Source organism: Amycolatopsis sp. NPDC051106 (genome assembly GCF_040682775.1).
Taxonomy (GTDB): Bacteria; Actinomycetota; Actinomycetes; order Mycobacteriales; family Pseudonocardiaceae; genus Amycolatopsis.
The window spans coordinates 20,987-43,355 of record NZ_JBFBBQ010000034.1 but is presented as its reverse complement, the minus strand read 5'-3'; the positions used below and the strand labels follow the sequence as shown (position 1 = coordinate 43,355).

The following is a 22,369-nucleotide window of genomic DNA, read 5'->3' as shown; positions in this document are numbered from 1 at the left end:
GTGGGCCGCAAGTACTCCTTCGAGGTCAACCGCACGAGCACCGCGCCGCCGGCCGCGTTGTTCGCGCTCGAAGCCGACGGGCCGAGCTGGGCGAAGTGGGGAAAGCCACTCATCGTGCAGGCCCGCTGGAAGCGCCAGGGCGCCGACGACCCGGCCGGCGTCGGCGCCGTCCGCGAGGTCGGGCTCTGGCCGGTGCTGATCCGCGAGGAGACGCTCGAATACGAGCCCCGCCACAAGCACGTCTACACGTTCTTCGGCGCCAACCCGATCAAGGACTACCGCGCCGAGGTGCTGTTCACGCCGGCCGACGGCGGCGGCACGCACCTGCGGTGGACCGGATCGTTCACCGAGCCGGTCAAGGGCACCGGCCCGATCCTGGCGGCCGGACTCGAACGGGTGATCCGGCTGTTCTCCGACAAGCTGGTAAAGGCAGCCGAAACAGGACGCTGACCTGGGTGGCCCCGGCCACACAAGATCAGCCGACGCAACTTCCCCCCGCACTCCGACGTCACCCTTTCGGGTAGTTCTGCACTACGCCGAAGGGGGACGTGGATGAAGCGCGTGGCAGCGGTCGCCGTCGCGGCGGCACTGGCGTTGACAGCGTGTTCGGCGAACGAGCCGGAGCAGCGGGAGGCGGTCACGAGCCAGCCGAACCCGGCGCCCGGCGGCGGGCCCGGGGCGACGCCGTCGGCGCCGTACCCGTTCGGCACGGTCCAGCAGAAGGCGCCGGCCGTCGCGAACGGCCAGGTGCCGGTCGTCCGGCGGATCACCACGGACAAGCCGTACGTCTTCCTCACCATGGACGACGGCGCGGTCAAGGACCCGGACGCGCTGAGGCTGATGCAGCAGAACGGGACCCACCCGGTGCTGTTCCTGAACCAGAAGTACGTGAAGGGGCACGAGGCCTACTTCAAGCAGATCCTCGACGCCACCGGCGCGACGCTCGGCGACCACACGGTCGACCACCCGAACCTCAAGGGCAAGCCGTACGAGTTCCAGCGCAAGGAGATCTGCGACGACGCGGACGACTTCCAGCGCGGGCTCGGCGTGCGGCCGTCGCTGTTCCGCCCGCCGTTCGGCAACTACGACCAGAACACGCTGCGCGCGGCGGCCGCGTGCGGGATGCGCGCCGCGGTGCTGTGGACGGCCGCGGTCAACGACGGGCACGTCCAGTTCCAGGCCGGGGACAAGCTCAAGCCGGGCGACGTCGTGCTGATGCACTTCCGCAAGACGTTCAAAGAGGACTACACGGCGTTCGTCGAGCAGGCGAAGAAGGACGGGCTCACGCCCGTCCCCCTGGCCGACTTCCTCGGTTAAAGCACGACCGTCGGCGTCACGACGGTCCGCCGGCACGACACGTCCCCGAGGTGCACGAGGATCTGCGTCGTGCCGCGCGGCACGTTGTCGAGCACGAACCGGCCGCCTTCGTCGGCGGTCGTGGACGACGTCCCGTGCTCGGCGACCCGCACCTCGACGCCGTACTGGCCGGCGGGCACGAGCCACCCGTCGATGCGGTGCAGCTTGCCGATCTTGGTCAGGTTGATCATCACGGTCAGGTCGCTGACGGTGAAGGTGATCGTCCCGGTGCCGCCGCCGCGCACGCCGGCCAGGGTGTCCAGCCGTTCCCACCGCGCGACCTCGACGTCGAGGTCTTCGAGGGCGAGCGCGAATTGGACCCGCTGCACCAGGTCGTCCGGTGGCGGGTCCAGCTCGTCGAGGAAGCGGCCGATGCCGGCCAGGATCATTTCGTCGGAAAAGGCCTCGCCCGGCGCTCCGAGGTCGTTCATCGGGTTCCCCCTTCACTGGCGAGGAGATCGCGCATCTGGTCGAGGCAGCGCCCTCTGGTCGGTCCGACGCTGCCGCGCGGCATGCGCAGTGTCTCGGCGACGAGCTGGTACTCCGCCCGACCCGCGAGCACGGTCAGCCGGAGCAGGTCCTGACAGCGGTGGGGCAACCGGACGAAGGCGCGCCAGACCCGGCGGTCGCGGTCGGCGCGGACGGCTTCGTCTTCGGGTGCCGGTTGGGTGCTCGGCATGGCCTCGGCGACTTCGTCGCTCAGTGGTACGGGCTGCATGCGGCGGCCGAAGGGGTGCGTGGCCTCGCGCCGGGTGGTCGTGATCAGCCAGGCGGCGAGGGCTTTGGGGTCCCGGAGCTTCCCGAGCTGGCTGAAGAGAGCGAGCCACACGGTCTGGACGACGTCCTCGGCGACCGAGCGGTCGAGGCCGTTGGCGCGGGCGACGTGCCAGACGAGCGGGGTCAGCTCGGCGACGAGGCGGTCCATCGCCCGGCGGTCACCCTCCCGGGCGGCCTGCATGCACGCGGCGTGCAGCTCGGCGCCGGTCAAGCCCTCCCACGGTGGGTCTACCTCTGTGGTTTGCACGTCGGTCACCGTATCTGCCCCTCTTCGGAAAAGTCTTCGAGTCGGCTTCGGCAGTATCGCGGGTCCTTCGGGGGGAAGGAGCGTGCAGGTGGATCTCGGATACATCAAGGTCACTTACTTCGTCGGTCGCGCTTGTCGGTCAATGACGTCTGCGGGAGGTACCGGCCGACGCGAGCGGGTGACCCGCGCCGACCGGTACTCCCCTCCCTCAAGGACCCGCTCCCCAACGGGCCCCGCCGGATGTCCCCTCCCCCGAAGGGCACCCGGCCAACGGTGTCCGGAAGCCCCCTCGGCTCCCGGTCACCGCGCATTTCCGAACCCGGCACCCCCTGCCGCATCCGGCGAATTCGTGCTTGGCTGCCCCACAGGACGCAGTGGCCGGGCGGCCAGATACACGAACCGCGAACTTTTTTTGAAGATCGACGCAGGGCAGCTAAGCGATCACCGAACGTGCTTCGGCAAGCGTTTGCGCCCACCGCGCGTAGCCCGCCGGCCCGGGGTGGAAACGATCGGACGCGAACGCGGCCGGGTCGAGCAGCCGCGGGTCCATCGGGAGGTGCGTGACGCCGGGGAGCTTCCCGAGGGTCGCGGCCGCCGCGTCGAGAGCGGTCGAGCGGGCGGCGAGGACGTCTCGCAGCGGCCGTGGCAACGCCGGGAAGCGCGACATCGGCGGCACGCCGGCCAGCAGGACGTCCACCGGGCCGAGGCGCCGTCGCAGCTCGACGACCAGTTCCAGCAGGTCACGGCGGTAGCCCGCGGCCGTCCGGAGCTCGATGGTGTCGTTGACGCCGAGGGCGACCACGACCAGGTCGGCCGGGCGGACCAGCGGGACGAGCTCGGCGCGGACGATGCGGGCGTTGGCCCCGGTCCGGCCGACCGCCTGCCAGCGGACGGCCCGGCCGTCACGGGCGAGCTCGCGGGCGAGGCAGCCGGTGAGCGCTTCCTCGTGGTCCTTCGCGCCGACGCCGTCCACTGTGGACTCGCCGAGGACCGCCAGGCGGAAGGGCTCGCCTTCGCCGTCGACCAGCCCCTCGGCCGGACCGGCCGCGCCGGGGAGCCGCGGGGTCTTCCGCTTGACGTAGAGGGCTTGAGCGAGGAGGACCATGCCGGAATTAGAACAGCGGCGCGAAGCGCCTCGGTCGAGGGTGACGGGCGGAGCTAGGCGTACTTCTTCGCGCGGAGCTTGTGCCAGCGCTCGTACATGCCGTTGAGCTCTTCCAGCATGAAGGACAGGAAGTCCCGCATCTCGGCGAGCCGCTTGCCCGCGGGGGAGTCCTCGCCGAGGGCTTCGATGCCGTCGCCCGCCGCGTCGCGCCACATGATGATCATGCGGTCGCGCTTGAGGAACGTGGCGTACCAGAGGTCGTCGAAGAGGCGGTAGTGGTCGCGGCGCTCGCCGGGCTCGCGTTCCTTGGCGACCAGGCCGACCTGCTCGAGGAAGCGCACCGCGCCGGAGACGGCCGCCGGGCTCACCGACAGCTGCGAGGCCAGGTCGGCCGCGGTCAGCCGGGCGTCGTCGGTGGTCATCAGGGCCGCGAAGACCCGCGCGGACATGCGTTGCATCCCGATCTGCGAGAGCACCAGGGCCAGGCTCTCGACGTAGCGGCGGACGGCGTCTTCATCTCGCTTCGCGTCAGGCGTCGTCATCGGCCCATCCTCTCGTACCCGCCCACCAAGATCATTCAATCCAGACATTTTCTTGACTTCACAACTTAGTGAAATCAGTGTAGCTTCCGAAGCATGGAAAACGCCATCGCGATCTCCGGCCTGCACAAGTCGTTCGGCCGGACCAAGGCCTTGGACGGCCTGGATCTGCAGGTACCTACTGGGGAAGTACACGGATTCCTCGGCCCGAACGGCGCCGGGAAGTCGACCACCGTCCGGGTCCTGCTCGGCCTGCTCCACGCGGACTCGGGGGACGTCCGGCTGCTCGGCGGCGACCCCTGGAAGGACGCCGCGAGCCTGCACCGCCGCCTGGCCTACGTGCCCGGCGACGTCAACCTCTGGCCCAACCTCTCCGGCGGCGAGGTGATCGACCTGCTCGGCCGCCTGCGCGGCGGGCTCGACGAGAAACGCCGCGCCGACCTCGTCGAGCGGTTCGACCTCGACCCGAAGAAGAAGGGGCGGACGTACTCGAAGGGCAACCGGCAGAAGGTCGCCATCGTCGCGGCCCTCGCTTCGCGGGTCGACCTGCTGATCCTCGACGAGCCGACGTCCGGCCTCGACCCGCTGATGGAGGCGACGTTCCAGTACGCCATCCAGGAGGAGCGCGAGCAGGGCCGCACCGTGCTGCTCTCCAGCCACATCCTCGCCGAGGTCGAGGCGCTGTGCGACAAGGTGAGCATCATCCGCAACGGCCGCACGGTCGAGTCCGGCACGCTGGCCGAGCTGCGCCACCTCACCCGGACGTCGATCACCGCGGAACTCGCCGGACCGCCGAACGGGCTCGCGAAGCTGGAGAACATCCACGACCTCAAGGTCGACGGCAACCGCGTCCGCTTCGACGTCGAGACGCGCTCGCTCGACGAGGCCCTGCGCCGGCTGACCGAGGTCGGCGTCCGCAGCCTGGTCAGCCAGCCGCCGACGCTGGAAGAGCTGTTCCTGCGGCACTACACGACCGAAGCGAGCGCGAAATGACCGCGACCCTCTCGCGCGCCGAAGCCGGCGTCGCGCCCGCCCACGAGCTGGCCGGCACCTGGCACCTCACCCGGCTCGCGCTGCGCCGCGACCGCGTCGTCCTGCCGATCTGGATCGTGCTGCTGAGCATCGTCCCGGCCAGCACGGTCAAGACGTTCACGCAGTTCTACCCGACGGCCGCCGACCGGCAGGCCCTGCAAGTCGGCGCGAACACCAACCCGTCGTACGCGCTGCTCTACGGGCCGCCGTTCGACCTGACCACCGCGGGCGGGTTCATCTCCTGGCGCATGTGCGGGTTCCTGGCCCTGCTGACCGGGTTGATGGTGGTCTTCACGGTCACCCGGCACACCCGCGCCGAGGAGGACACGGGCCGGGCGGAACTGCTCGCGTCCGCGGTCGTCGGCCGGTACGCGGCGCTGACGTCGGCCGTCCTGGTGGCCGGCGGGGCGAGCGTGCTGATCGGCCTGATCCAGTACGGCAGCATGGTCGGCGCCGGACTGCCCGCCGCCGGCTCGCTGGCCTTCGGCGCGTCGGAAGCGTTGGCGGGCTTGGTGTTCACGGCCGTCGCGGCGGTCGCCGTCCAGCTCGCCGAGTACTCCCGCACGGCCAACGGGATCGGCACCGCCGTGGTCGGCGCCGCCTTCCTGCTGCGCGGGGCCGGGGACTCCACAGTGGACGCTCGCTGGCTGTCGTGGCTGTCGCCGATCGGCTGGGTGCAGCAGGTCCGCGCGTTCGCCGGGGAACGCTGGTGGGTGCTCCTGCTGCCGGTGGCCTTCGCACTGCTCGTCGGCGCGGCCGGGTACTGGCTGCTGCCGCGGCGCGACGTCGGCGTCGGCATCCTGCCGCCGCGGCCGGGCCCGGCGCGGGCGGCGGCGAGCCTGCGGACGCCGTTCGCGCTCGCCGTGCGGCTGCACCGCGGCCCGCTGCTCGGCTGGACGATCGGGATGGCCGTCGTCGGCGCGGTGTTCGGCTCGATCGCCAGCGGCATCGGCGGCCTGGTCGGTTCGAGCCCGCAGGCTCAGGAGATCATGGCGCGCCTCGGCGGCAGTGAGGCGCTCACGCAGGCGTTCCTCGCCGCCATGGCCGGGATGTTCGCGATGGTCGCGTCGCTGTACGGGATCCAGGCGGTGCTGCGCATGCGCGGCGAGGAGACCGCGATCCGGCTCGAGCCGGTGCTGGCCACGAGCGTCGGCAAGCTGCGCTGGGCGGCGGGTCACCTGGTGTTCGCGTTCTTCGGCACGGCGGTGCTGCTGCTGGCGGGCGGGCTGTTCATGGGGCTGGCCAACGGGTTGCGCACCGGCGACGTCGGCGGCTCGGTCGGCGACTCCCTCGCCGGGATGCTCGTCCAGCTGCCGGCGGCGTGGGTCGTGGTCGCGCTGGCGGTCGCAATCTTCGGGCTGTTGCCGGGCTTTTCGGCCGCGGCGTGGGCGGTCGGCTCGCTGGCGCTGCTGCTGAGCCTGTTCGGCCCGGTCGTCAACCTGCCGCAGGCGGTGCTGGACGTGTCCCCGTTCCAGCACCCGCCGAAGATCCCCGGCCAGGAGCTCGTCGCGACCCCGCTCGTCTGGCTCACGGCGGTCGCGGCCGCCGCCCTGGCCGCCGGCCTGGTGGGCTGGCGCCGCCGCGACGTCGGCTAGCCCGGTTTGATCTCGCGGCCGGGACCGGCCACGAGCTGAGCCTGCGGCCCCGCCTTCCCACAGGCGGGGCCGCCCGGTTCGCTGAAGGCGGGCGTGACGACCGTCGTGTGCGGCTTGCCGTCGTCGAAGCGGACGGTGACCCGGATCGGCTCGGCCTGCAGACCCGGGACGTCGGCGAAGCCCCGCAGTTCGCCGGTCGGGACCATCGAGACGCCGCAGGAGGCGTCCGGGCCGGTCCCGGTGCAGGTCTGGGTGCCCGCGGCGGTCCCGGGGAAGAGCTCGACCGGGCGCGTGACGCATTGGTCGCCCCAGCACGCTTCGAGCGTCGCGCGGGTGATGCCCGCGGGGTCCGGAACGGTCAGGCCGATGCCGATCCGGGTGCCGATCGCCGGGCAGGCGACCTCCGTCCCCGAGCCGGCCTGGCCGCAGCCGGCGGTGATGAGCAGCAGTGCCGCGATCCACGTTCGCATGCCGACCAGACGGAGTCACCCGCGCTGAGGTTGCACGCCTCAGTCGCGCCAGCCGCTCGTCAACGGCAGCGCGGGCGACGTCGAGCTCGGCGTGGTGGAGGTCGGCGAAGAGGTCACGGTGACCTCGACGACGCTGGTGGTGGTGCTCGGCGGCGAGGTTTCGACCGAGGTGACGGTGGACGGCGGCACCGACGCGGTCACGGTGACCGGCAGCGCGGAAACGGTGCTGGCCGGCGGAGAGGTGACGTCGGCGGGCTTGGGAACGGGCCGGCCGGCGACGAGCAGCGCGGCCACCAGCAACCCGGCGGCGAATCCCGCCAGCCCGGTGACCGCGGCAGAGCCCCAAGTAGGTCGGCCACTCATCCGGGCACCCCCTCGCCACGCGCAGCGCAGGTACGAGGACTAACTCGCGTTGATCTTAGCTCTTGTTACAGACGGTGCACCTTGAGTCTTCTTGACTCAACTTTATTGAGCGTGGCACGTTGGGGTCATGGGGGCTTTGGGAAACCGCGACTTCCGCAGGCTTTGGCTGGCCGATCTCGTGAGCCAGCTCGGGAGCCGGATCGACGTGCTGGCGGTGCCGCTGCTCGCGGTCACCGCGCTCGGCGCGTCCGTCTTCGAGGTCTCGCTGCTGCGAACGGCGGAAAGCCTTCCTTACCTGGTGCTGGGCCTGCAGGTCGGCGCGTGGTGCGACCGCGTGCGCCACCGCCCGGTGCTGATCGCCGCCGACGTCGGGCGCGCGGTGCTGATCGGATCGATCCCGGTCGCCGCGCTGTTCGGCGTGCTCGGGCTGGCGCACCTGCTGGCCGTCGTCCTCGGGGTCGGGCTGCTCGGCGTGTTCTTCGACATCGCCCACCAGACCTACGTCCCGCGGCTGGTGACGCGCGAGCAGCTGCCGGAAGCGAACGCCCGGCTCCAGACGAACCTGTCGATGGCGGCCGTCGCCGGCCCGGGCCTGGCCGGGCTGATCATCCAGGCACTGGGCAACGCGGCCGCCCTGGCCGTCGACGCCGTCAGCTACCTGTGGTCGGCGCTGTGGCTGCGCCGGATCGAGACGCCCGACGTGCGCCCCGAACCCCGGCCAAGGCGGCTGCTCCGCGAGATCGGCGACGGACTGAGGGTGGTCCGCGGCGACCGGATCCTGCTGGCCATCAGCGTGCACGGCGCTGTGTCGAGCTTCTTCCAGTCGGTGCACCTGGCCATCATCATCGTGTTCCTCGCCCGTGACGTCGGCCTTTCGCCGTGGGCGATCGGATTGCTCGCCTCGGTGACGCTGACCGGCGCCCTCACGGCCGGGCTCACCGCGCGGCGGATCGGCGAGTGGATCGGCGGCGCGCGAGCGCTCTGGGGCGCGGCGCTGCTGTACGGCCTGGCCTACCAGCTCTTCCCGTTCACCGGGCCCGGCTGGGCACTCGCTTGCTACGTCGTCGCCAACTTCTTCACCAGCTTCGGCGTCATCGTGCTGAACGTGTTCGGCATGAGTTTCCAGCAGTCCGCCGCGCCGCCGGAACTGCTGGGCCGGGTCAACTCGATCACGCACACGCTGGTGTTCGGCGCCATCCCGCTCGGCAGCCTCGCGGGCGGTGCGCTGGCCAGTGCGTTCGGGATGCGGGCGACGCTGCACATCGCGGCGGCGGGAGTGCTCGCCTCGGCCGCGATCCTGGTGTGTTCGCCGCTGCGGAAGCTGCGGGACCTAGTTCCCGGCTGACGCGCGAAGGCCGTCGACGACCACGCGGACCAGGTGTTCGCTGCCCGGTGCGTACCGCTCGACCGCGAGGCACCCCACGATGAGCGCGCGCAGGTCGTCGGCGTCGATGTCCTTCCGGATGGCGCCCGCGGCCTGGGCCCTTCGCAGGAGTTCCCCGTAGGCGGCGCGGAAGCCGTCGCCCGCGCCGGCCTTGAACGCGTGCCCGCTGGTTTCGGCCAGTGCGTCGCAGATGGCGCGGTTGAGCGAGGCCTGCTTGATGACGCGGACGAAGTAGTCGAGGAAGGCTTCGCCGGGGTTGTCGGCCGTGGCGAGGGCGCGGGCCTCTTCGGCGAACTGCTCGATGCGTTCGAGGACGACGGCCTGGAAGAGCGCCTCCTTGCTGGGGAAATGCCGGTAGACGGTGCCGGCGCCGACCCCGGCGAGCCGCGCGATGTCGTCGAGCGGCACGGCCAGCCCGTCGGCGGCGAACGCCTCTTCGGCGGCAGCCAGGACCTTCGCCCGGTTGCGCCGAGCGTCCGCGCGCATCTTCTCCATGGTCTTCTCCTCATTGACAACCGGAACGCACGCTCCGTATCGTCCTAAGCGGGTGCACCGTTCCGATTCAACGTCCAGTCTTCCAGGAGAATTCCGATGCCACACACCGTGTCCCCAGCGCGTTCCGCCTTCGACCGCTTCCTGGCCGCCTCCGTCGAGAACCGCTGGGACGACCTCGCCGACTGCTACGCCGAAAACGTGACGCTCGAAATGCCGTTCACCCTCCCGGGAGTGCCCCGCGTGACGAAGGGCCGCGAGGAACTGCGCCGCCGGTTCCGGCGGGCGGGCGAGGCCCGCCGGATCACGAAGGCGGACAACGTGGTCGTGCACGAGACGACCGACCCGGAGGTGCTCGTCGCGGAGTTCGACCTCCACCAGGACATGGGTGGCGAGAGCTTCGTGGCCACCTACGTGATGGTGCTGACGATCCAGGACGGCCTCATCACGCACACCCGCGACTACACCGACACCGCCGCGCTGCTGGACCGGCTCAAGGCGTTGTCGCCTGCTGGGACGTAGGCGGGACGAACAACCGCTCGAACGTGCTCACCGACCAGTCCCACACACCGGGGACCAGCAGCACGCCGAGCACCACGAACACCGGGAAGATGAGCCGCTTCTCGACCTTCTTGCCGGTCTTGAAGCGCAGGGCCTTCGGCGGCCCCAGCTCGTACCAGGTCTCCCCCGCGATCGGGATCGGGAAGAGGAACGGGCAGCCGGACTCGGTCAAGGCGTCACCCAGGCAGTGGGTCAGGCACCCCGCCGCCACCGCGATGCCCAGCCAGCCCGTGATGGACTCCAGTTCGCCGGCCCGGTCGGGCGGCGCCGTGAAGAACCACCAGGCCACCGCGGCGCCGCTCACCGGCAGGAGCCAGTCGCCCAGGGCGCCTTCCGCCAGCATCAGCCCGAAGACCACCACGCCGACGACCGCCCACGGACCACCCGCCTCGGTCCCCCACGACGTCAACGCACCGAGACCGGCCGCGAACAACACGGTGTGGGAGAGGTGACGGTGCTGGCCCGTCACCTTCTCGTCGCGCGGGCCCTTCGTCAGCGCGTAGAACGCCGCGGACACCCTGCGCAGCAGCCACGACAAAGCACCCGTCAGCCAACCGAGCAGACGGGACGCGCTCGCTCCGGGGTGATCGAGGTCGGGCAGCAGGGCGAACCCCGCCGTCGTGGCGGCGAAAACCACCGCCTGGTGCACCGAACCCGCTCCGACCGCGGGCGCCAGGGCCAAGCCCGCGCACCAGCCGGTCAGGGCATGCGTCCGCCCCATCATCGTGCCGCCCCCAAGGTCCCCGCACCAAGATCAGTCGGCGGAACCGTAGCGGGCGGTCAGGCTTGGGGGTCTTCCGACACGCTCAGGTGTTCGGCCACGCCGGTGAGCTCGATCACGCGGCTCACCGCGGGGCTCGGGACGACCTCGAGTTCGACGTCCTGCTCGCCGGCCTGGCGTTGTGCGCGGAGCACCACGTTCAGCGCGGAGGAATCGAAGAAGGTCACCCCGGTCAAATCGGCCACGACCCGCTGCGCTCGCTTGTCCGCGATCAGCCCGGCCAGGGCTTCCTGCAGCTGCGGACTGGTCAGCAGATCGAGCTCGCCGGTGACCACCACCCGGGGCTCCGTCGCGTCGGTGTCCAGCGTGATGCCGAACCCGGGCGGGGTGGCGTTCTGGTCGGCTGCGGGCATGCAGTTTCTCCTCGTCAGGCGCTGCTCCTGCGCCGGGTACGCGCCTGTTGTCTCAAGCGGCAACCGTGTCACCGTGCCTTTCCAGAAGCTCGCGACGGCACGGTCAAGGCAACTCCGGGGCCAACCCTAACCCAGGAAGCGGCCGAGCCCGCCACGGCCGCCGCCCTTTCGCGCTGACTGCTCACGTGCGATCGAATCCTGCCTGGTCAGTGGGTACTCATGGCCTTCCGCGCCGCCCTGCGCTGCCGGAGGAACAGCTGCCGCCGTTCGATCTCCCCGAGCCCACCCCAGATCCCGTACGGCTCCTGGACGGTCATCGCGTGCTGGCGGCACTGGGCCAGCACCGGGCAGGCCTGGCAGATCGCCTTCGCCCGGGCCTCCCGCCGCTCCCGCGCCGAACCTCGCTCGTTGTCGGTGTGAAAGAACAGGCTGCTGTCCGCACCCCGGCACGAACCGTGCAGCTGCCACTCCCATTCTTCAGCAACCACGTTGGGCAGCCGGCTGACGTCAGCCATGTCGTCCCTGCCTTTCCCAGGATGAGCATCTCGCCCGCTACATGCCCGCCGGTGGAGCGGATCAAACGCGGGTTTGGTTTGCTCACCCCACGGGCATCTCGCGACCGGGCGTGAAGAGGACACCGCCGAACCCCTGGAGCGCGAGCCGGAGAAAGGAACAAACGTGGAGGACAACGCCCCGCTCGTCCCGGAAGGCGCGCAGGTCATCGAGGTGCGGACGGCCGCGATCCCGCACGTCGTGCCGACGCTGCGCACCATCGTGGCGGACATCGCCATGCGCCAGGACTTCGACCTCGACGCCGTCGAGGACCTCCGGATGGCGGTGGACGAGGCGTGCTCGCTGCTGCTCCCCGCCAGCTCGGACGGCCGCCTCACGTGCGTCTTCTCGTGGAGCGGGCCGCGCATCGAGGTCTCCGTGTCGGTGCTTTCGGACACGCCTGACCACGAAGACGACTCCGGCCTGTCGTGGCAGCTGCTGACCGCGCTCGCGACGTCGGCCGAGCGCACCGTGACGCCCGAGGACGGCCGCTACCTGTCCCGGGTCGACCTCGTCCGGGAGAGCCAGGCGGCGGACTCGTGAGCGATCCCGCCGGGAACAGCGGGAGCGACCTCGACGTCGGCGCGCTGTTCACCCAGCTCGCCGCGTCGCCGGCGGGCTCCGCGGAACGGGAGCGCATCCGGGACACCCTGGTGCGCAACCACCTGGAGCTCGCGCGCAACCTCGCCCGGAAGTTCCGCAACCGCGACGAGGCGATGGAGGACCTGGTCCAGATCGCCACGGTCGGGCTCATCCACGCCGTCGACCGGTTCGACCCCGAGCAGGGCACGGACTTCCTGGCTTTCGCCGTCCCCACCATCTCCGGGGAGCTGCGGCACCACTTCCGGGACAACAGCTGGTCGGTGCGGGTGCCGCGGCGGCTGAAAGAGCTGAACGCGAACATCTCCGCCGCGCGCGAAGAGCTCACGGTGCAGCTTTCGCGCGCGCCGAAGCCGAGTGAGATCGCGTCCCGGCTCGGCGTCCCGATCGAGGACGTCTACGAGGGTCTTCGCGCCGGCCAAGGCCGCTACGGGGCGTCGCTGGACCACCTGCTGGAGAACGCCGCGCACACGCGGTTCGGGGCACCGGACGCCGAGCTGGGCCAGGCCGAGCTGCGCGAAGCGCTGCGCCCGATGCTGGACAGCCTGCCGGAACGGGAGCGCAAGATCGTCGCGCTGCGGTTCGGTTCCGGGATGAGCCAGTCGGACATCGCGCGCCGCGTCGGGGTCTCCCAGATGCAGGTGTCGCGGTTGCTGGCCGCGACCTTGAAGAAGCTGCGTTCGGGCCTGGACGAATCCGAGCTCGCCGACGGCACCTGATTAGCCCCTGACGGGCCTGGGTACCTCGCGGACGGTACCGGAACTCACTGGGAGGAGGACCGATGACGACGAACCTGTCGCAGCGCACGGCGGTGCCGGTCGCGCCGCTGACGGTGCTGCTCCCGGACGACGTCACGGCCCCGGCCCGCGCGCGGTACGAGGTGCGCTCGATGCTGCTCGGCGCCGGCCTGGAGGAGGCCCAGCTGGACGACGTCCTGCTGGCCACGTCCGAACTGGTCACGAACGCCTTCGAGCACGGTGAGTGCCCGCAGCGGCTCGAGCTGTCCTACTTCGAAGGCCAGCTGACGCTGCGGGTGCACGACTCCGGCAGCCGGCCGCCGCAGCTGCGGGCACCGTCCCCCGCCCAGGCGCGCAGCCGCGGGCTGGTGCTGGTCGAGGCCCTGTCGGAGGACTGGGGTTTCGAACCCTGCCCCGGCGGCAAGTTCGTCTGGGCCGTCTTCCGCATCCCCGGCGCCTGATCAGGGTTCGAGGAGCTCCCGCGCGGCGCCGGTCTCGCCGATCCGCTGCCGGAAGGGCTTCCGCTCCAGCGCTTCGACGATCGCCTCCAGCACCCCGCGCAGCGGGTACGGCAGTTCCGCCTCCAGCGCCTCCGCCGCCTCGGTCGTCGCCGTCCATTCCGCCTCGATCAGCGGCAGCAGTTCGCGCGTCTTCGCGGTGAGCGACACGATGCGCTGCCGGGCGTCCGCGCCCGGTTCGAGGCTGACGAGCCCGGCGCGGTTCATCTGCGCGATGGTCTGGCTGGCCGCCGAGTGCGTCACGCGCATCTCCGCGGCCAGGTCGCGGATGGCCAGCGGGCCGCGCGCCAGCAGCGCCCGCACGACCGGCGAGTACCGCGGGCGGTAGTCGCCGAGGCCGATGTCGGCGAGGAACTTCGCGACGTCGCCCTCGAGGATCTCGAGGACGTGCCGCATCCGGGTCCCGAGTCCGTCCGGACCCGACGTCATGGCCATGACGGCCGATCATAGGCGCGGCGGTGTGCTTGGATCGCGATATGGAGAACCGCAAGATCACCCGGCTGGGCCGCGAGGTGTCCGTCGTCGGGCTCGGCTGCTGGCAGCTCGGCGCCGACTGGGGCGAGGTCGACGAGCAGGACGCCCTGGCGGTGCTGCACGCGGCGGCCGACGCCGGCGTCACCTTCTTCGACACGGCCGACGTCTACGGCGACGGGCGCAGCGAGCGCCTGGTCGGCCGGTTCCTCGCCGAACGCGGCGACGTCTTCGTGGCGACCAAGATGGGCCGCCGCGTCGAGCAGGTGCCGGAGAACTACGTCCGCGCGAACTTCCGCGAGTGGAACGACCGGTCGCGCCGCAACCTGGGCGTGGACACCCTCGACCTGGTGCAGCTGCACTGCCCGCCGACGCCGGTGTATTCGTCCGACGCGGTGTACGACGCCCTGGACGAGATGGTGTCCGAGGGGCGCATCAAGGCGTACGGCGTGAGTGTCGAGACGTGCGAAGAGGCGCTGACGGCGTTGGCCCGGCCGAACGTCGCTTCCGTCCAGATCATCCTGAACTGCCTGCGCCTCAAGCCCTTGGAGCGCGTGCTGCCCGCGGCGGCGGAGGCGGGCGCGGGGATCATCGCGCGGGTGCCGCTGGCGTCCGGCCTGCTCTCCGGGCGCTACACGGCTTCGACGACGTTCGCCGAGAACGACCACCGGAACTTCAACCGCCACGGCGAAGCGTTCGACGTCGGCGAGACGTTCTCGGGCGTGCCATACGACGCCGGGCTGGAGGCCGTCGAGCGGCTGCGCGGGCTCGTCCCGGAGGGGCAGACGCTGGCGCAGTTCGCCCTGCGGTGGATCATCGACCAGCCGGGCGTGAGCACCGTGATCCCGGGCGCGCGCAACGCTTCGCAGGCTTCCGCGAACACCGCGGCGGCCACGCTCCCGCCGTTGTCGCCCGAGGCGCTGGCGGGCGTTCGCGAAACGTACGACGAGCTGATCCGGCCGCTGGTGCACGATCGCTGGTAGTCCCGGCATGATGGGCCGATGATGACGCCCGAAGAGCTCCTGACGACCACCAGGACCGTCCGCAAGCGGCTGGACTTCGACCGGCCCGTGCCGCTCGAACTGGTGAAACACTGCGTGCAGGTGGCCCTGCAGGCGCCGAGTGGTTCGAACACCCAGCGCTGGCAGTGGCTGGTCGTCACGGACGCGGACCAGCGGGCCGCGCTCGGGCGGATCTACGGCCGGGCGTGCCACGAGTACCTGGAGTCGCCGAACGCGGCGGGCAAGCAGTTCGCGGACGACCCGTCGCGGGCTCCGGTGCAGAAGCGGGTCGGCGACAGCGTCGCGTACCTGGCCGACCGGATGGGCGACGTCCCGGTGCTGGTGGTGCCGTGCCTGGAGACGGCGTCCGCGGAGCTGCCGCCCGGCAACCAGGCGGGGATGTGGGCGTCCCTGCTGCCGGCGGTGTGGAGCTACATGCTGGCGGCGCGGTCGGTGACCTTGGGGACGGCGTGGACGACGCTGCACCTGAAGTACGAGCAGGAGGCGGCGGAGGTGCTGGAGCTGCCGAAGAACGTGCACCAGGCGGCGCTGATCCCGACGGCGTTCTACACGGGCGACACGTTCAAGCCGGCGGCGCGGCAGCCCCTCGAGGACGTGCTGCACCTCGACCGCTGGTGAGCTGGAACGGAGTCCGGGAGCGGCTGGCCGAACTGGCCGCCGCCGACCCGGGCTTCGAGCGCTTCGGCACCGAACGGCACCGGTACGAGCTTTCGGCACCGGTGCCGGAAGCGGACCTCGAGGAGTTCGAGGGGAGCCACGGAGTGACGCTGCCCGGGGACTACCGCGATTTCCTGCTGACCGCGGGCGAGGGCGGTGCCGGGCCGTACTACGGCTTGTACCTGCTCGGCGCGGCCGAGTGCCCGGACGAGGACGACTGGCGGCCCGGCTTCCTCTCGACGCCGTTCCCGCACACCACGGCGTGGAACCGCGCCGAGCACCACCCGGTCGGCAACGAGGTCCCCGACGACCTCTACTTCGACCAGCGCTGGATCACCGGTTCGGTCAAGCTGTGCCACTTCGGCTGCGGCGCGTACTTCCGGCTGGTCGTCACCGGGCCGGAACGCGGTCGCGTCTGGTTCGACGACCGCGCCTCGGACGGAGGTGTCTCCCCCGCGGACGCGACCTTCGGCGAGTGGTACCGGAGCTGGCTCGACCGGTCGTGAAGGCCTCCTTGCCGGGGCATAGGGGACGTCGGCAAGGAGGCCGTCACGGCCTTGCGGCCGTCGAGGGTCAGCGCACCGTCAGGGTGAGCCGCTGGATGCCCCACGCGTCGGCCTGGGTGCCGGGTAGCCAGACGTCGACGATGTCGTCCTTGATCCAGCTGCCGATGTCGGCCGCGTAGCACTCGCCGTAGCCCGGGACCGAGAACCTGGTGCCCCACGGGATGATCCGGGCGTCGACCGCGCAGAAGCCCGGGCCGGCGTTGTACCCCGAAGCGGTCTGGGCGACGTCGTTGTAGGACGTGACGCGGTAGTTCAGCGTCGTGCCGGCCGGGATGCGGTAGGTCGCCAGGTGGTTGCCGCTGTCGAGGCGGTACGCGGGGGAAAGCTGGCCGAGCGAGCCGGGCGAGTTGTCCTCCGCCGTCATCGCGTAGAGCTGGTAGTTCGCGTCCTGGCAGGGGCTCGCGTCGGTGACGGTGAGCGTCGGCTGGCCCCAGTCGCTGATCCACTGCAGGGCCTGGCCGTTGCGGAACGCGCGGTAGGCCTTCGCGCCGGCGACCCGGGCGAAGGTGAAGGTGACCTTGCCGTCGGCACCCAGCCCGCCGGCGACCGAGCCGGGCGCGGGCAGCCGGGTGCTCACGTCCACGGCGCCGACGAGCGTGCCGGGACCGTGGCCGCCGGTGACCGGGCGGTCGGGGATGGTGCCCGGGTAGAAGTGCTGGCACGCGGGCAAAGCGGCCGCGGACGCGGCGGGGGCGACGAGCACGCTTCCGGCGGCGAAGGCCGCCAGCGCGAGGATCCTGGCGAAGCGCATGACGGAGGGACCTCCATGGCGGGGACCGGGGTGGAGGTGACGCGGGTGGGGAGGTGCGGGTTCGCCGCGCAAAAGACGTTAAGTGGCCTGGACCACCCAGTCAATAGGTCTAGACCTTTAAGTTCGCCGATACCCCGAACGGCCCAAGTCAGAGGTAACTGACGAGCAGGTCGGCGATCTGGGCGGGGTGGCTCAGCGGGGCGCAGTGCGGGCCGTCGACCTCGTCGGGCTCGATGCCCAGCCGTTCGCGCGCGACGCGACGCTGGAAGTCCGGCGTGAAGAACCGGTCGTCGCGGCACAGCACCACCCGGGTCGGGACGTCCGGGTGCGCCGGCAGCGGCCACGGCTCGTCCCACTCCTTGCTCACCTGTTCGCGCCCGTGCGCCATGCCCTCCGAAGCGAGCTCAGCCGGAACCCCGTTGAAGTACGTCTCGATGTCGCTCAAGCCCGAAGGCGCGGCGAAGCCGGTGTTTCCCCACCACTGCCCCGGCGGCTCGCCCGGCGCCGGGATCATCCCGGCCAGGTACACCAGCACCCGTGCCCGCACCTTCGAGGCGACCAGCGGCGCCGTGAACCCGCCGTACGAGTGGCCGACGACGGCGACGTCCGAAGCGTCGCCCAGTGCGGCCAGCACCGTGTCGGTGAACTCGGCCAGCCCGGCCGTCTTGTCGGTGATCGGCAGATCGGGCGCGATCGCGTCGTGGCCGCGCGCGGCCAGCTCCGGTACCAGCCGGTGGAAGTCCCACCCACTGCCGCCACCCCCGTGGATCAGCGCGAACGTCGTCATGCCGGCAAGCTCAGCAGCGCCGCAGCATGTCCGTCAAGGCCGTCTTCTCCCCTTCGGTGACGGTCAGCCCGTAGTAGTGCTTCACCACGATCCAGTCGGTCGCGTAGGTGCACCAGAACGCGACCAGCGGCGGCTTCCACTGGTCCGGAGCCTTGTCGCTCTTCTGCTGGTTGAGGTTGTCGGTCACGGCGAACAGCTGCGGCCGGGTCAGGTCGTTGGCGAACTGCTCGCGCTTCTCGGTCGTCCACGTCTTGGCGCCGCTGGCCCAGGCCTGCCCGAGCGGGACCATGTGGTCGATGTCGAGGTCGGTCGCCTTGGTCCACGTCTCGTCGTCGTAGACGCTCTTCCACGTCCCGGACGTCGCCTTGCAGTCCTTGTCGGTCTTCACGTCCGTGCCGGCGCGCTTCAGCACGACTTCGCGGGTGTCACAGCCTGACCCCTGGCTGTCCCAGTGCGGGAACTTCTCCCGCGAGTAGCCGTCCATGGACGTCCGCGCGGCGACCTTCAGCTCGCCCAGCTGCTTCTGCACGTCGGCGGCGGTGGCCGGAACCGGTGCCGGCGAGGACGACGGCGGCGGAGTCGCACCGGAGCTTCTGGTCGTCGCCCAGTACCCGAAGAAGGCGATCGCCAGGATCGCGACTACCAGCAGAGATCGTTGGGTCACGCTGAGCCGAAAGCCGCGGGCCGCCACGATTTTCTCCTCTCGAATTCACCTGAGCGCGGCGTAGTCTCACCCCTGCCGGCCTGCGAAAACCGCGCCGACACGACGACCCGGCGCGAATGTGACCTCGCCCACCCACGGCGGAGGTGTCACACCGAGCCGATCATCTGCGACTACCGGAGCAGGACCCATCCGGAGGGAGCAGCCGATGCCCGGCCGGCTCAAGAAGTTCGACGAGTTCTTCCAGCGCAAAGCCGCCGAGGGCGGCAACGTCGTCGCCATGGCCCGCATGGGGTCGGCGATGCGCGAGCGCGGGGACCTCGCCGAAGCCGAGACGTGGTTCCGCCAGGCCGCCATGGGCGGCGACCGCGTCTCGATGACTTCGCTCGCCCACCTCCTGGCCGAACGCGGTGCGCACGACGAGGCCGAGCGCTGGTACCACGAAGCCGCCCTGGCCGGCGAGCCGCACGGGATGCTGAACCTCGCCCGCTCCTACGAGCGGCGCGGCAAGCGCGAAGAAGCCCAGCACTGGTACGGCGAGGCGGCCCGCACCGGCGACCTCCCGTCGATCGCCGCGCTCGGGCACCTGCTCCGCGAACAGGACCGGACCGAAGAGGCCGAGTCGTGGCTGCGGCAGGCCGCCGACGCCGGGATCACCGGCGCGATGATCGACCTGGGCATCGTGCTCCGCGACCGCGGTCAGGCCGCCGAAGCCGCCCGCTGGTGGCGCTCGGCCGTGCAGGCCGGCGACCTGGCGGCGACCTGCCAGCTGGGCAGGCAGGCCGAACGGCTCGGCCGGCCCGCCGACGCCGAGTCGTGGTACCGCCGCGGCGCGACCGGCGGGCACGCCGAGGCGATCGTCCGGCTCGGGCTGCTGCTGCACCGCCGCGGCGACCTCGAAGAGGCCGAGAACTGGTACCTCGACGCCGCCGAGCGCGGCGACCCGGCGGCGATGACCAACCTCGGCGTGCTCGCCCGCAACCGCGGCGACGAGGGCGAAGCCGCCGCCTGGTACCGCAAGGCCGCCGAGCACGGCAGCGTCCCCGCGCTCACCAACCTCGGGCACCTGGCCGAGCACCGGGACGACCTCGCGGAGGCCGAGCGGTGGTTCCGCCGCGCCGCCGAGACGGGCGACGTCCAGGGCATGCTCAGCCTGGCCCGGATGCTGCGGTCACGCGGGTCCGGCCAGGAGGCCGAACAGTGGCTCGCCCGGGCAGAGCACGTGCAGGACGACCGCGAGCACCACGTCTGAGGGACCGATCAGACCCGGTTGGCGTAGCCGGGACCCCTTCGATCTCTTGTGTGATCCATCTCACACCTCTAGCCTGGGGTTGGCTCCCACCACCGAGCAGCAGCCTCCGAGGAAGTGCCGCGATGCCGTGGTCACCGAATCACCCGGACTCCGTCGACGCCCTCTTCGAGCGCCGCAAGGCGCCCGTGCTCGCCCTGGCCGATGACGCCAGGACCGTGGCCGAGGCGTGCCACGACATGGCCCGCCGCTTCCACCTCGGCGGCAAGCTCGTGGTGTTCGGCAACGGCGGCCCGAGCACCGACGCCCAGCACGTCGCGGTGGAGTTCGTCCACCCGGTGATCGTCGGCAAGCGCGCGCTGCCGGCGCTCTCGCTGACCGCCGACGTCGCGACGGTCACCGGCGTCGCCAACCGCGTGGGCCTCGAAGACGTCTTCGCCCACCAGCTGCGGATCATCGGCGAACCGGCCGACATCGCGCTGGGCATCTCCACCGACGGCGAGTGCGTGAACGTCCGGCGTGCCCTCGAAACGGCTCGTGACGCCGGCATGCTCACCGTCGCGCTGACCGGCGGGGACGGCGGCGCGATCGCCGCGACCACCAGGCTGGACCACGTCTTCGTCGCCCGCTCGGCCGACCCGCGGATCGTCAAGGAGGTCCACGTGACCACCTACCACGTGCTGTGGGAGCTGGTGCACGTCTTCCTCGAACAACCCGGCTTGCTGAGCCCGGAGATGGCGTCGTGAGCGCCCGTGACGCCGACAGAGACGTCGGCCCCGTCTGCCAAGACGGGGTGTGCATCACCTGCTCCGACACCGCGGTCGAAGTGACCGTAGTCGAACTCCTGGACCTCGGGTTCGCAGTCGTGGACACCGGCTCGGGCCGGGAAGAGGTGAGCATCGCGCTGGTCTCGGCCGGCGTGGGCGACCGAATCCTGGTGCACGCCGGGGAAGCCATCGCTCGTCTGGAGAATCCCTAGCCAAGGGAGTTGACGCGCCATGACGCGGGACCACACCCCCGTGGGCGCGGACGGTCTCGAAGCGCTGTACCCGTTCCTCTACGCGGGTTCCAGCGACCTCGACGCCGTCCTCCGTCAGGTTGAACAGTCCACTGTGGACAAAGTGCGGGAGATCGTCGCCCTCCGCGGCGACGTGCTCGCGGCCGACCGCGACCGCCTGTTCGCGTGCGCCCAGGACCTCGCCCGCGCGTTCCGCGGCGGCGGCCGGCTGCTCGCGTTCGGCAACGGCGGGAGCTCGACCGACGCGCAGGACCTCGCCAGCCTGTTCCTCAGCCCGGCGGGCGACGCGAGGCCGTTGCCCGCCTTCGGGCTGACGAACGACATCGCCGTGGTGACCGCGCTGTCGAACGACATCGGGTTCGACGTCGTGTTCGCCCGGCAGATCGGGGCGTTCGGGCGTCCCGGCGACATCGCGGTGGGCCTGTCCACCAGCGGGAACTCCGCGAACCTGGTGCGCGCCTTCGACGAAGCCGCCCGGCGCGGCATGGTGACCGTCGGCGTCGCCGGCTACGACGGCGGGAAGATGGCCGAGCTGGACAGCATCGACCACCTCTTCGTCGTCCCGTCCCCTTCCGTGCACCGCATCCAGGAAGCCCAGACGACCCTTTACCACGCGCTGTGGGAGCTGACCCTCGGCGCGCTCGACGACCTCGCCAAGGGTGATCAGCCGTGACGCATGCCGCAGAGCAAACCGAAGAGCAGCCCATCCACATCCTCTGGATCAACGCCGGCCTGTCGTGCGACGGCGACTCCGTCGCGCTGACCGCCGCCACGCAGCCGAGCATCGAGGAAATCGTCCTCGGCGCCTTGCCCGGCCTGCCCAAGATCGCGGTCCACTGGCCGTTGATCGACTTCGAATGCGGCCCCGACAAGGGGGCCGACACGTTCATCGAGTGGTTCTACAAGGCGGATCGCGGTGAGCTGGAACCGTTCGTGCTGGTCGTCGAGGGCTCGATCCCGAACGAGGCGATCAAGGAAGAGGGCTACTGGTGCGGCTTCGGGAACAACCCCGAGACCGGCCAGCCGATGACGACCAGCGAGTGGCTGGACCGCCTGACGCCCAAGGCCCTGGCGGTCATGGCCGTCGGCACCTGCGCCACCTACGGCGGCATCCACGCGATGGAGGGCAACCCGACCGGCGCCATGGGCGTGCCCGACTACCTGGGCTGGGACTGGAAGTCCGGCGCCGGCATCCCGATCGTCTGCGTGCCCGGCTGCCCGACCCACCCGGACAACCTGTCCGAGACCATCACCTACCTGCTCTACCAGGCCGCCGGGCAGGCGCCGATGATCCCGCTCGACGACCACCTGCGGCCGCAGTGGCTCTTCGGCGCGACCGTGCACGAGGGCTGCGACCGCGGCGGCTACTACGAGCAGGGCCAGTTCGCCACCGAGTACGGCTCCCCGAAGTGCCTGGTGAAGCTGGGCTGCTGGGGTCCGGTCGTGAAGTGCAACGTGCCGAAGCGCGGCTGGATCAACGGCGTCGGCGGCTGCCCGAACGTCGGCGGGATCTGCATCGGCTGCACCATGCCGGGTTTCCCGGACAAGTTCATGCCGTTCATGGACGAGCCGCCGGGCGCGCAGGTGTCGTCGCTGGCCAGCGGCGCGTACGGGTCGGTGATCCGGCGGCTGCGGAAGATCACCGAACGCAAGCTCGACAAGGAGCCGAAGTGGCGGCACACCGGCAAGAAGCTCAACACCGGCTACAAGTCGTCTTGGCGCTGA

Annotated in this window: 31 protein-coding genes; 17 read left to right on the top strand and 14 right to left on the bottom strand. The window is 71.0% G+C overall.

Going from position 1 to position 22,369, the window contains the following annotated elements:
* Positions 1–450 (top strand): SRPBCC family protein, encoded by a 450-nt coding sequence (locus AB0M83_RS24690; RefSeq protein WP_364520692.1) that lies wholly within the window; start codon positions 1–3, stop codon positions 448–450.
* Positions 451–552: 102 nt separating this feature from the next.
* A complete protein-coding gene (locus tag AB0M83_RS24685; protein WP_364520691.1) occupies positions 553–1,317 on the top strand; it encodes a polysaccharide deacetylase family protein in 765 nt (254 codons plus the stop codon).
* On the opposite strand, the gene AB0M83_RS24680 is transcribed toward AB0M83_RS24685, so the two are convergent.
* The 4 genes from AB0M83_RS24680 to AB0M83_RS24665 form a co-directional block, all read right to left on the bottom strand.
* Positions 1,314–1,787: a carboxypeptidase regulatory-like domain-containing protein gene (locus tag AB0M83_RS24680; RefSeq protein WP_284744546.1), complete on the bottom strand. Its 474-nt coding sequence runs from the start codon at positions 1,785–1,787 to the stop codon at positions 1,314–1,316. The two genes, AB0M83_RS24685 and AB0M83_RS24680, sit on opposite strands and share 4 nt — an antisense overlap.
* Positions 1,784–2,389, bottom strand: a complete 606-nt coding sequence (locus tag AB0M83_RS24675) for a sigma-70 family RNA polymerase sigma factor (RefSeq protein ID WP_284744545.1) — start codon at positions 2,387–2,389, stop codon at positions 1,784–1,786. Before AB0M83_RS24675 ends, AB0M83_RS24680 begins: the two co-directional genes overlap by 4 nt.
* A 424-nt stretch (positions 2,390–2,813) precedes the next feature.
* Complete coding sequence (locus tag AB0M83_RS24670; RefSeq protein WP_364520690.1) at positions 2,814–3,485, bottom strand: SGNH/GDSL hydrolase family protein; 672 nt, start codon at positions 3,483–3,485, stop codon at positions 2,814–2,816.
* A 53-nt stretch (positions 3,486–3,538) separates the two neighbouring features.
* A complete protein-coding gene (locus AB0M83_RS24665) occupies positions 3,539–4,027 on the bottom strand; it encodes a MarR family transcriptional regulator (protein ID WP_364520689.1) in 489 nt (162 codons plus the stop codon).
* Between the two features lie 93 nt (positions 4,028–4,120).
* On the opposite strand from AB0M83_RS24665, the gene AB0M83_RS24660 reads away from it, so the two are divergent.
* Both AB0M83_RS24660 and AB0M83_RS24655 read left to right on the top strand, forming a co-directional pair.
* Positions 4,121–5,017: an ABC transporter ATP-binding protein gene (locus AB0M83_RS24660; protein ID WP_364520688.1), complete on the top strand. Its 897-nt coding sequence runs from the start codon at positions 4,121–4,123 to the stop codon at positions 5,015–5,017.
* Positions 5,014–6,651, top strand: coding sequence for an ABC transporter permease (locus AB0M83_RS24655; RefSeq protein ID WP_364520687.1), 1,638 nt, complete (start codon positions 5,014–5,016; stop codon positions 6,649–6,651). The genes AB0M83_RS24660 and AB0M83_RS24655 overlap by 4 nt, the downstream gene beginning before the upstream one ends.
* Here AB0M83_RS24655 and AB0M83_RS24650 read toward each other — a convergent pair.
* Both AB0M83_RS24650 and AB0M83_RS24645 read right to left on the bottom strand, forming a co-directional pair.
* Positions 6,648–7,121 (bottom strand): hypothetical protein, encoded by a 474-nt coding sequence (locus AB0M83_RS24650; RefSeq protein WP_364520686.1) that lies wholly within the window; start codon positions 7,119–7,121, stop codon positions 6,648–6,650. The genes AB0M83_RS24655 and AB0M83_RS24650 overlap by 4 nt on opposite strands.
* 39 nt (positions 7,122–7,160) lie before the next feature.
* A complete protein-coding gene (locus AB0M83_RS24645) occupies positions 7,161–7,484 on the bottom strand; it encodes a hypothetical protein (RefSeq protein ID WP_364520685.1) in 324 nt (107 codons plus the stop codon).
* Between the two features lie 127 nt (positions 7,485–7,611).
* Here AB0M83_RS24645 and AB0M83_RS24640 point away from each other — a divergent pair, with 127 nt between their 5' ends.
* The gene (locus tag AB0M83_RS24640) at positions 7,612–8,829 is read left to right on the top strand and encodes an MFS transporter (protein WP_364520684.1); all 1,218 of its coding nucleotides are present in this window, start codon (positions 7,612–7,614) and stop codon (positions 8,827–8,829) included.
* On the opposite strand, the gene AB0M83_RS24635 is transcribed toward AB0M83_RS24640, so the two are convergent.
* Positions 8,815–9,363 carry a TetR/AcrR family transcriptional regulator gene (locus AB0M83_RS24635; RefSeq protein WP_364520683.1) on the bottom strand — a complete coding sequence of 183 codons (549 nt, stop codon included), beginning with the start codon at positions 9,361–9,363 and terminating at the stop codon, positions 8,815–8,817. The two genes, AB0M83_RS24640 and AB0M83_RS24635, sit on opposite strands and share 15 nt — an antisense overlap.
* Positions 9,364–9,459: 96 nt before the next feature.
* Here AB0M83_RS24635 and AB0M83_RS24630 point away from each other — a divergent pair, with 96 nt between their 5' ends.
* Positions 9,460–9,882: a nuclear transport factor 2 family protein gene (locus AB0M83_RS24630; protein WP_364520682.1), complete on the top strand. Its 423-nt coding sequence runs from the start codon at positions 9,460–9,462 to the stop codon at positions 9,880–9,882.
* On the opposite strand, the gene AB0M83_RS24625 is transcribed toward AB0M83_RS24630, so the two are convergent.
* The 3 genes from AB0M83_RS24625 to AB0M83_RS24615 all read right to left on the bottom strand — a co-directional run bounded on the left by AB0M83_RS24625 (position 9,854) and on the right by AB0M83_RS24615 (position 11,570).
* Positions 9,854–10,642, bottom strand: coding sequence for a metal-dependent hydrolase (locus tag AB0M83_RS24625; protein WP_364520727.1), 789 nt, complete (start codon positions 10,640–10,642; stop codon positions 9,854–9,856). The genes AB0M83_RS24630 and AB0M83_RS24625 overlap by 29 nt on opposite strands.
* Positions 10,643–10,701: 59 nt before the next feature.
* Positions 10,702–11,055: an STAS domain-containing protein gene (locus tag AB0M83_RS24620; RefSeq protein ID WP_086862300.1), complete on the bottom strand. Its 354-nt coding sequence runs from the start codon at positions 11,053–11,055 to the stop codon at positions 10,702–10,704.
* A 206-nt stretch (positions 11,056–11,261) separates the two neighbouring features.
* Positions 11,262–11,570, bottom strand: coding sequence for a WhiB family transcriptional regulator (locus tag AB0M83_RS24615; protein ID WP_364520681.1), 309 nt, complete (start codon positions 11,568–11,570; stop codon positions 11,262–11,264).
* Between the two features lie 163 nt (positions 11,571–11,733).
* On the opposite strand from AB0M83_RS24615, the gene AB0M83_RS24610 reads away from it, so the two are divergent.
* The 3 genes from AB0M83_RS24610 to AB0M83_RS24600 all read left to right on the top strand — a co-directional run bounded on the left by AB0M83_RS24610 (position 11,734) and on the right by AB0M83_RS24600 (position 13,405).
* Positions 11,734–12,150: an anti-sigma factor gene (locus AB0M83_RS24610; protein WP_364520680.1), complete on the top strand. Its 417-nt coding sequence runs from the start codon at positions 11,734–11,736 to the stop codon at positions 12,148–12,150.
* Positions 12,147–12,926, top strand: a complete 780-nt coding sequence (locus AB0M83_RS24605) for a SigB/SigF/SigG family RNA polymerase sigma factor (protein WP_364520679.1) — start codon at positions 12,147–12,149, stop codon at positions 12,924–12,926. Before AB0M83_RS24610 ends, AB0M83_RS24605 begins: the two co-directional genes overlap by 4 nt.
* A gap of 62 nt (positions 12,927–12,988) precedes the next feature.
* On the top strand, positions 12,989–13,405 hold the full coding sequence (locus AB0M83_RS24600; protein ID WP_364520678.1) for an ATP-binding protein: 417 nt from the start codon (positions 12,989–12,991) through the stop codon (positions 13,403–13,405).
* Here AB0M83_RS24600 and AB0M83_RS24595 read toward each other — a convergent pair whose 3' ends face one another.
* Positions 13,406–13,897 (bottom strand): helix-turn-helix domain-containing protein, encoded by a 492-nt coding sequence (locus tag AB0M83_RS24595; RefSeq protein ID WP_364520677.1) that lies wholly within the window; start codon positions 13,895–13,897, stop codon positions 13,406–13,408. It lies immediately after the preceding gene.
* Positions 13,898–13,938: 41 nt separating this feature from the next.
* Here AB0M83_RS24595 and AB0M83_RS24590 point away from each other — a divergent pair, with 41 nt between their 5' ends.
* The 3 genes from AB0M83_RS24590 to AB0M83_RS24580 are packed head-to-tail and all read left to right on the top strand — an operon-like array spanning position 13,939 to position 16,118.
* Positions 13,939–14,916 carry an aldo/keto reductase gene (locus AB0M83_RS24590; RefSeq protein WP_364520676.1) on the top strand — a complete coding sequence of 326 codons (978 nt, stop codon included), beginning with the start codon at positions 13,939–13,941 and terminating at the stop codon, positions 14,914–14,916.
* An 18-nt stretch (positions 14,917–14,934) separates the two neighbouring features.
* On the top strand, positions 14,935–15,573 hold the full coding sequence (locus AB0M83_RS24585) for a nitroreductase family protein (protein WP_364520675.1): 639 nt from the start codon (positions 14,935–14,937) through the stop codon (positions 15,571–15,573).
* Positions 15,570–16,118, top strand: a complete 549-nt coding sequence (locus AB0M83_RS24580) for an SMI1/KNR4 family protein (RefSeq protein ID WP_364520674.1) — start codon at positions 15,570–15,572, stop codon at positions 16,116–16,118. Before AB0M83_RS24585 ends, AB0M83_RS24580 begins: the two co-directional genes overlap by 4 nt.
* Positions 16,119–16,185: 67 nt before the next feature.
* On the opposite strand, the gene AB0M83_RS24575 is transcribed toward AB0M83_RS24580, so the two are convergent.
* The 3 genes from AB0M83_RS24575 to AB0M83_RS24565 form a co-directional block, all read right to left on the bottom strand.
* Positions 16,186–16,929, bottom strand: coding sequence for a 3D domain-containing protein (locus AB0M83_RS24575; RefSeq protein WP_364520673.1), 744 nt, complete (start codon positions 16,927–16,929; stop codon positions 16,186–16,188).
* 148 nt (positions 16,930–17,077) lie between these two features.
* Positions 17,078–17,716 (bottom strand): alpha/beta hydrolase, encoded by a 639-nt coding sequence (locus AB0M83_RS24570; protein ID WP_364520672.1) that lies wholly within the window; start codon positions 17,714–17,716, stop codon positions 17,078–17,080.
* Between the two features lie 10 nt (positions 17,717–17,726).
* Positions 17,727–18,407: an HNH endonuclease family protein gene (locus AB0M83_RS24565; protein ID WP_364520671.1), complete on the bottom strand. Its 681-nt coding sequence runs from the start codon at positions 18,405–18,407 to the stop codon at positions 17,727–17,729.
* Between the two features lie 178 nt (positions 18,408–18,585).
* Here AB0M83_RS24565 and AB0M83_RS24560 point away from each other — a divergent pair, with 178 nt between their 5' ends.
* From AB0M83_RS24560 to AB0M83_RS24540, 5 genes are all read left to right on the top strand, one after another.
* Positions 18,586–19,629 (top strand): tetratricopeptide repeat protein, encoded by a 1,044-nt coding sequence (locus AB0M83_RS24560; RefSeq protein WP_364520670.1) that lies wholly within the window; start codon positions 18,586–18,588, stop codon positions 19,627–19,629.
* Positions 19,630–19,751: 122 nt separating this feature from the next.
* Positions 19,752–20,372 carry an SIS domain-containing protein gene (locus AB0M83_RS24555; RefSeq protein ID WP_364520669.1) on the top strand — a complete coding sequence of 207 codons (621 nt, stop codon included), beginning with the start codon at positions 19,752–19,754 and terminating at the stop codon, positions 20,370–20,372.
* Positions 20,373–20,419: 47 nt separating this feature from the next.
* Positions 20,420–20,605, top strand: coding sequence for a HypC/HybG/HupF family hydrogenase formation chaperone (locus tag AB0M83_RS24550; RefSeq protein ID WP_364520726.1), 186 nt, complete (start codon positions 20,420–20,422; stop codon positions 20,603–20,605).
* Positions 20,606–20,624: 19 nt separating this feature from the next.
* The gene (locus AB0M83_RS24545; protein WP_364520668.1) at positions 20,625–21,317 is read left to right on the top strand and encodes an SIS domain-containing protein; all 693 of its coding nucleotides are present in this window, start codon (positions 20,625–20,627) and stop codon (positions 21,315–21,317) included.
* Entirely contained in the window at positions 21,314–22,369 is a 1,056-nt protein-coding gene (locus AB0M83_RS24540; RefSeq protein WP_364520667.1) for a hydrogenase expression protein HypE, read from the top strand. The genes AB0M83_RS24545 and AB0M83_RS24540 overlap by 4 nt, the downstream gene beginning before the upstream one ends.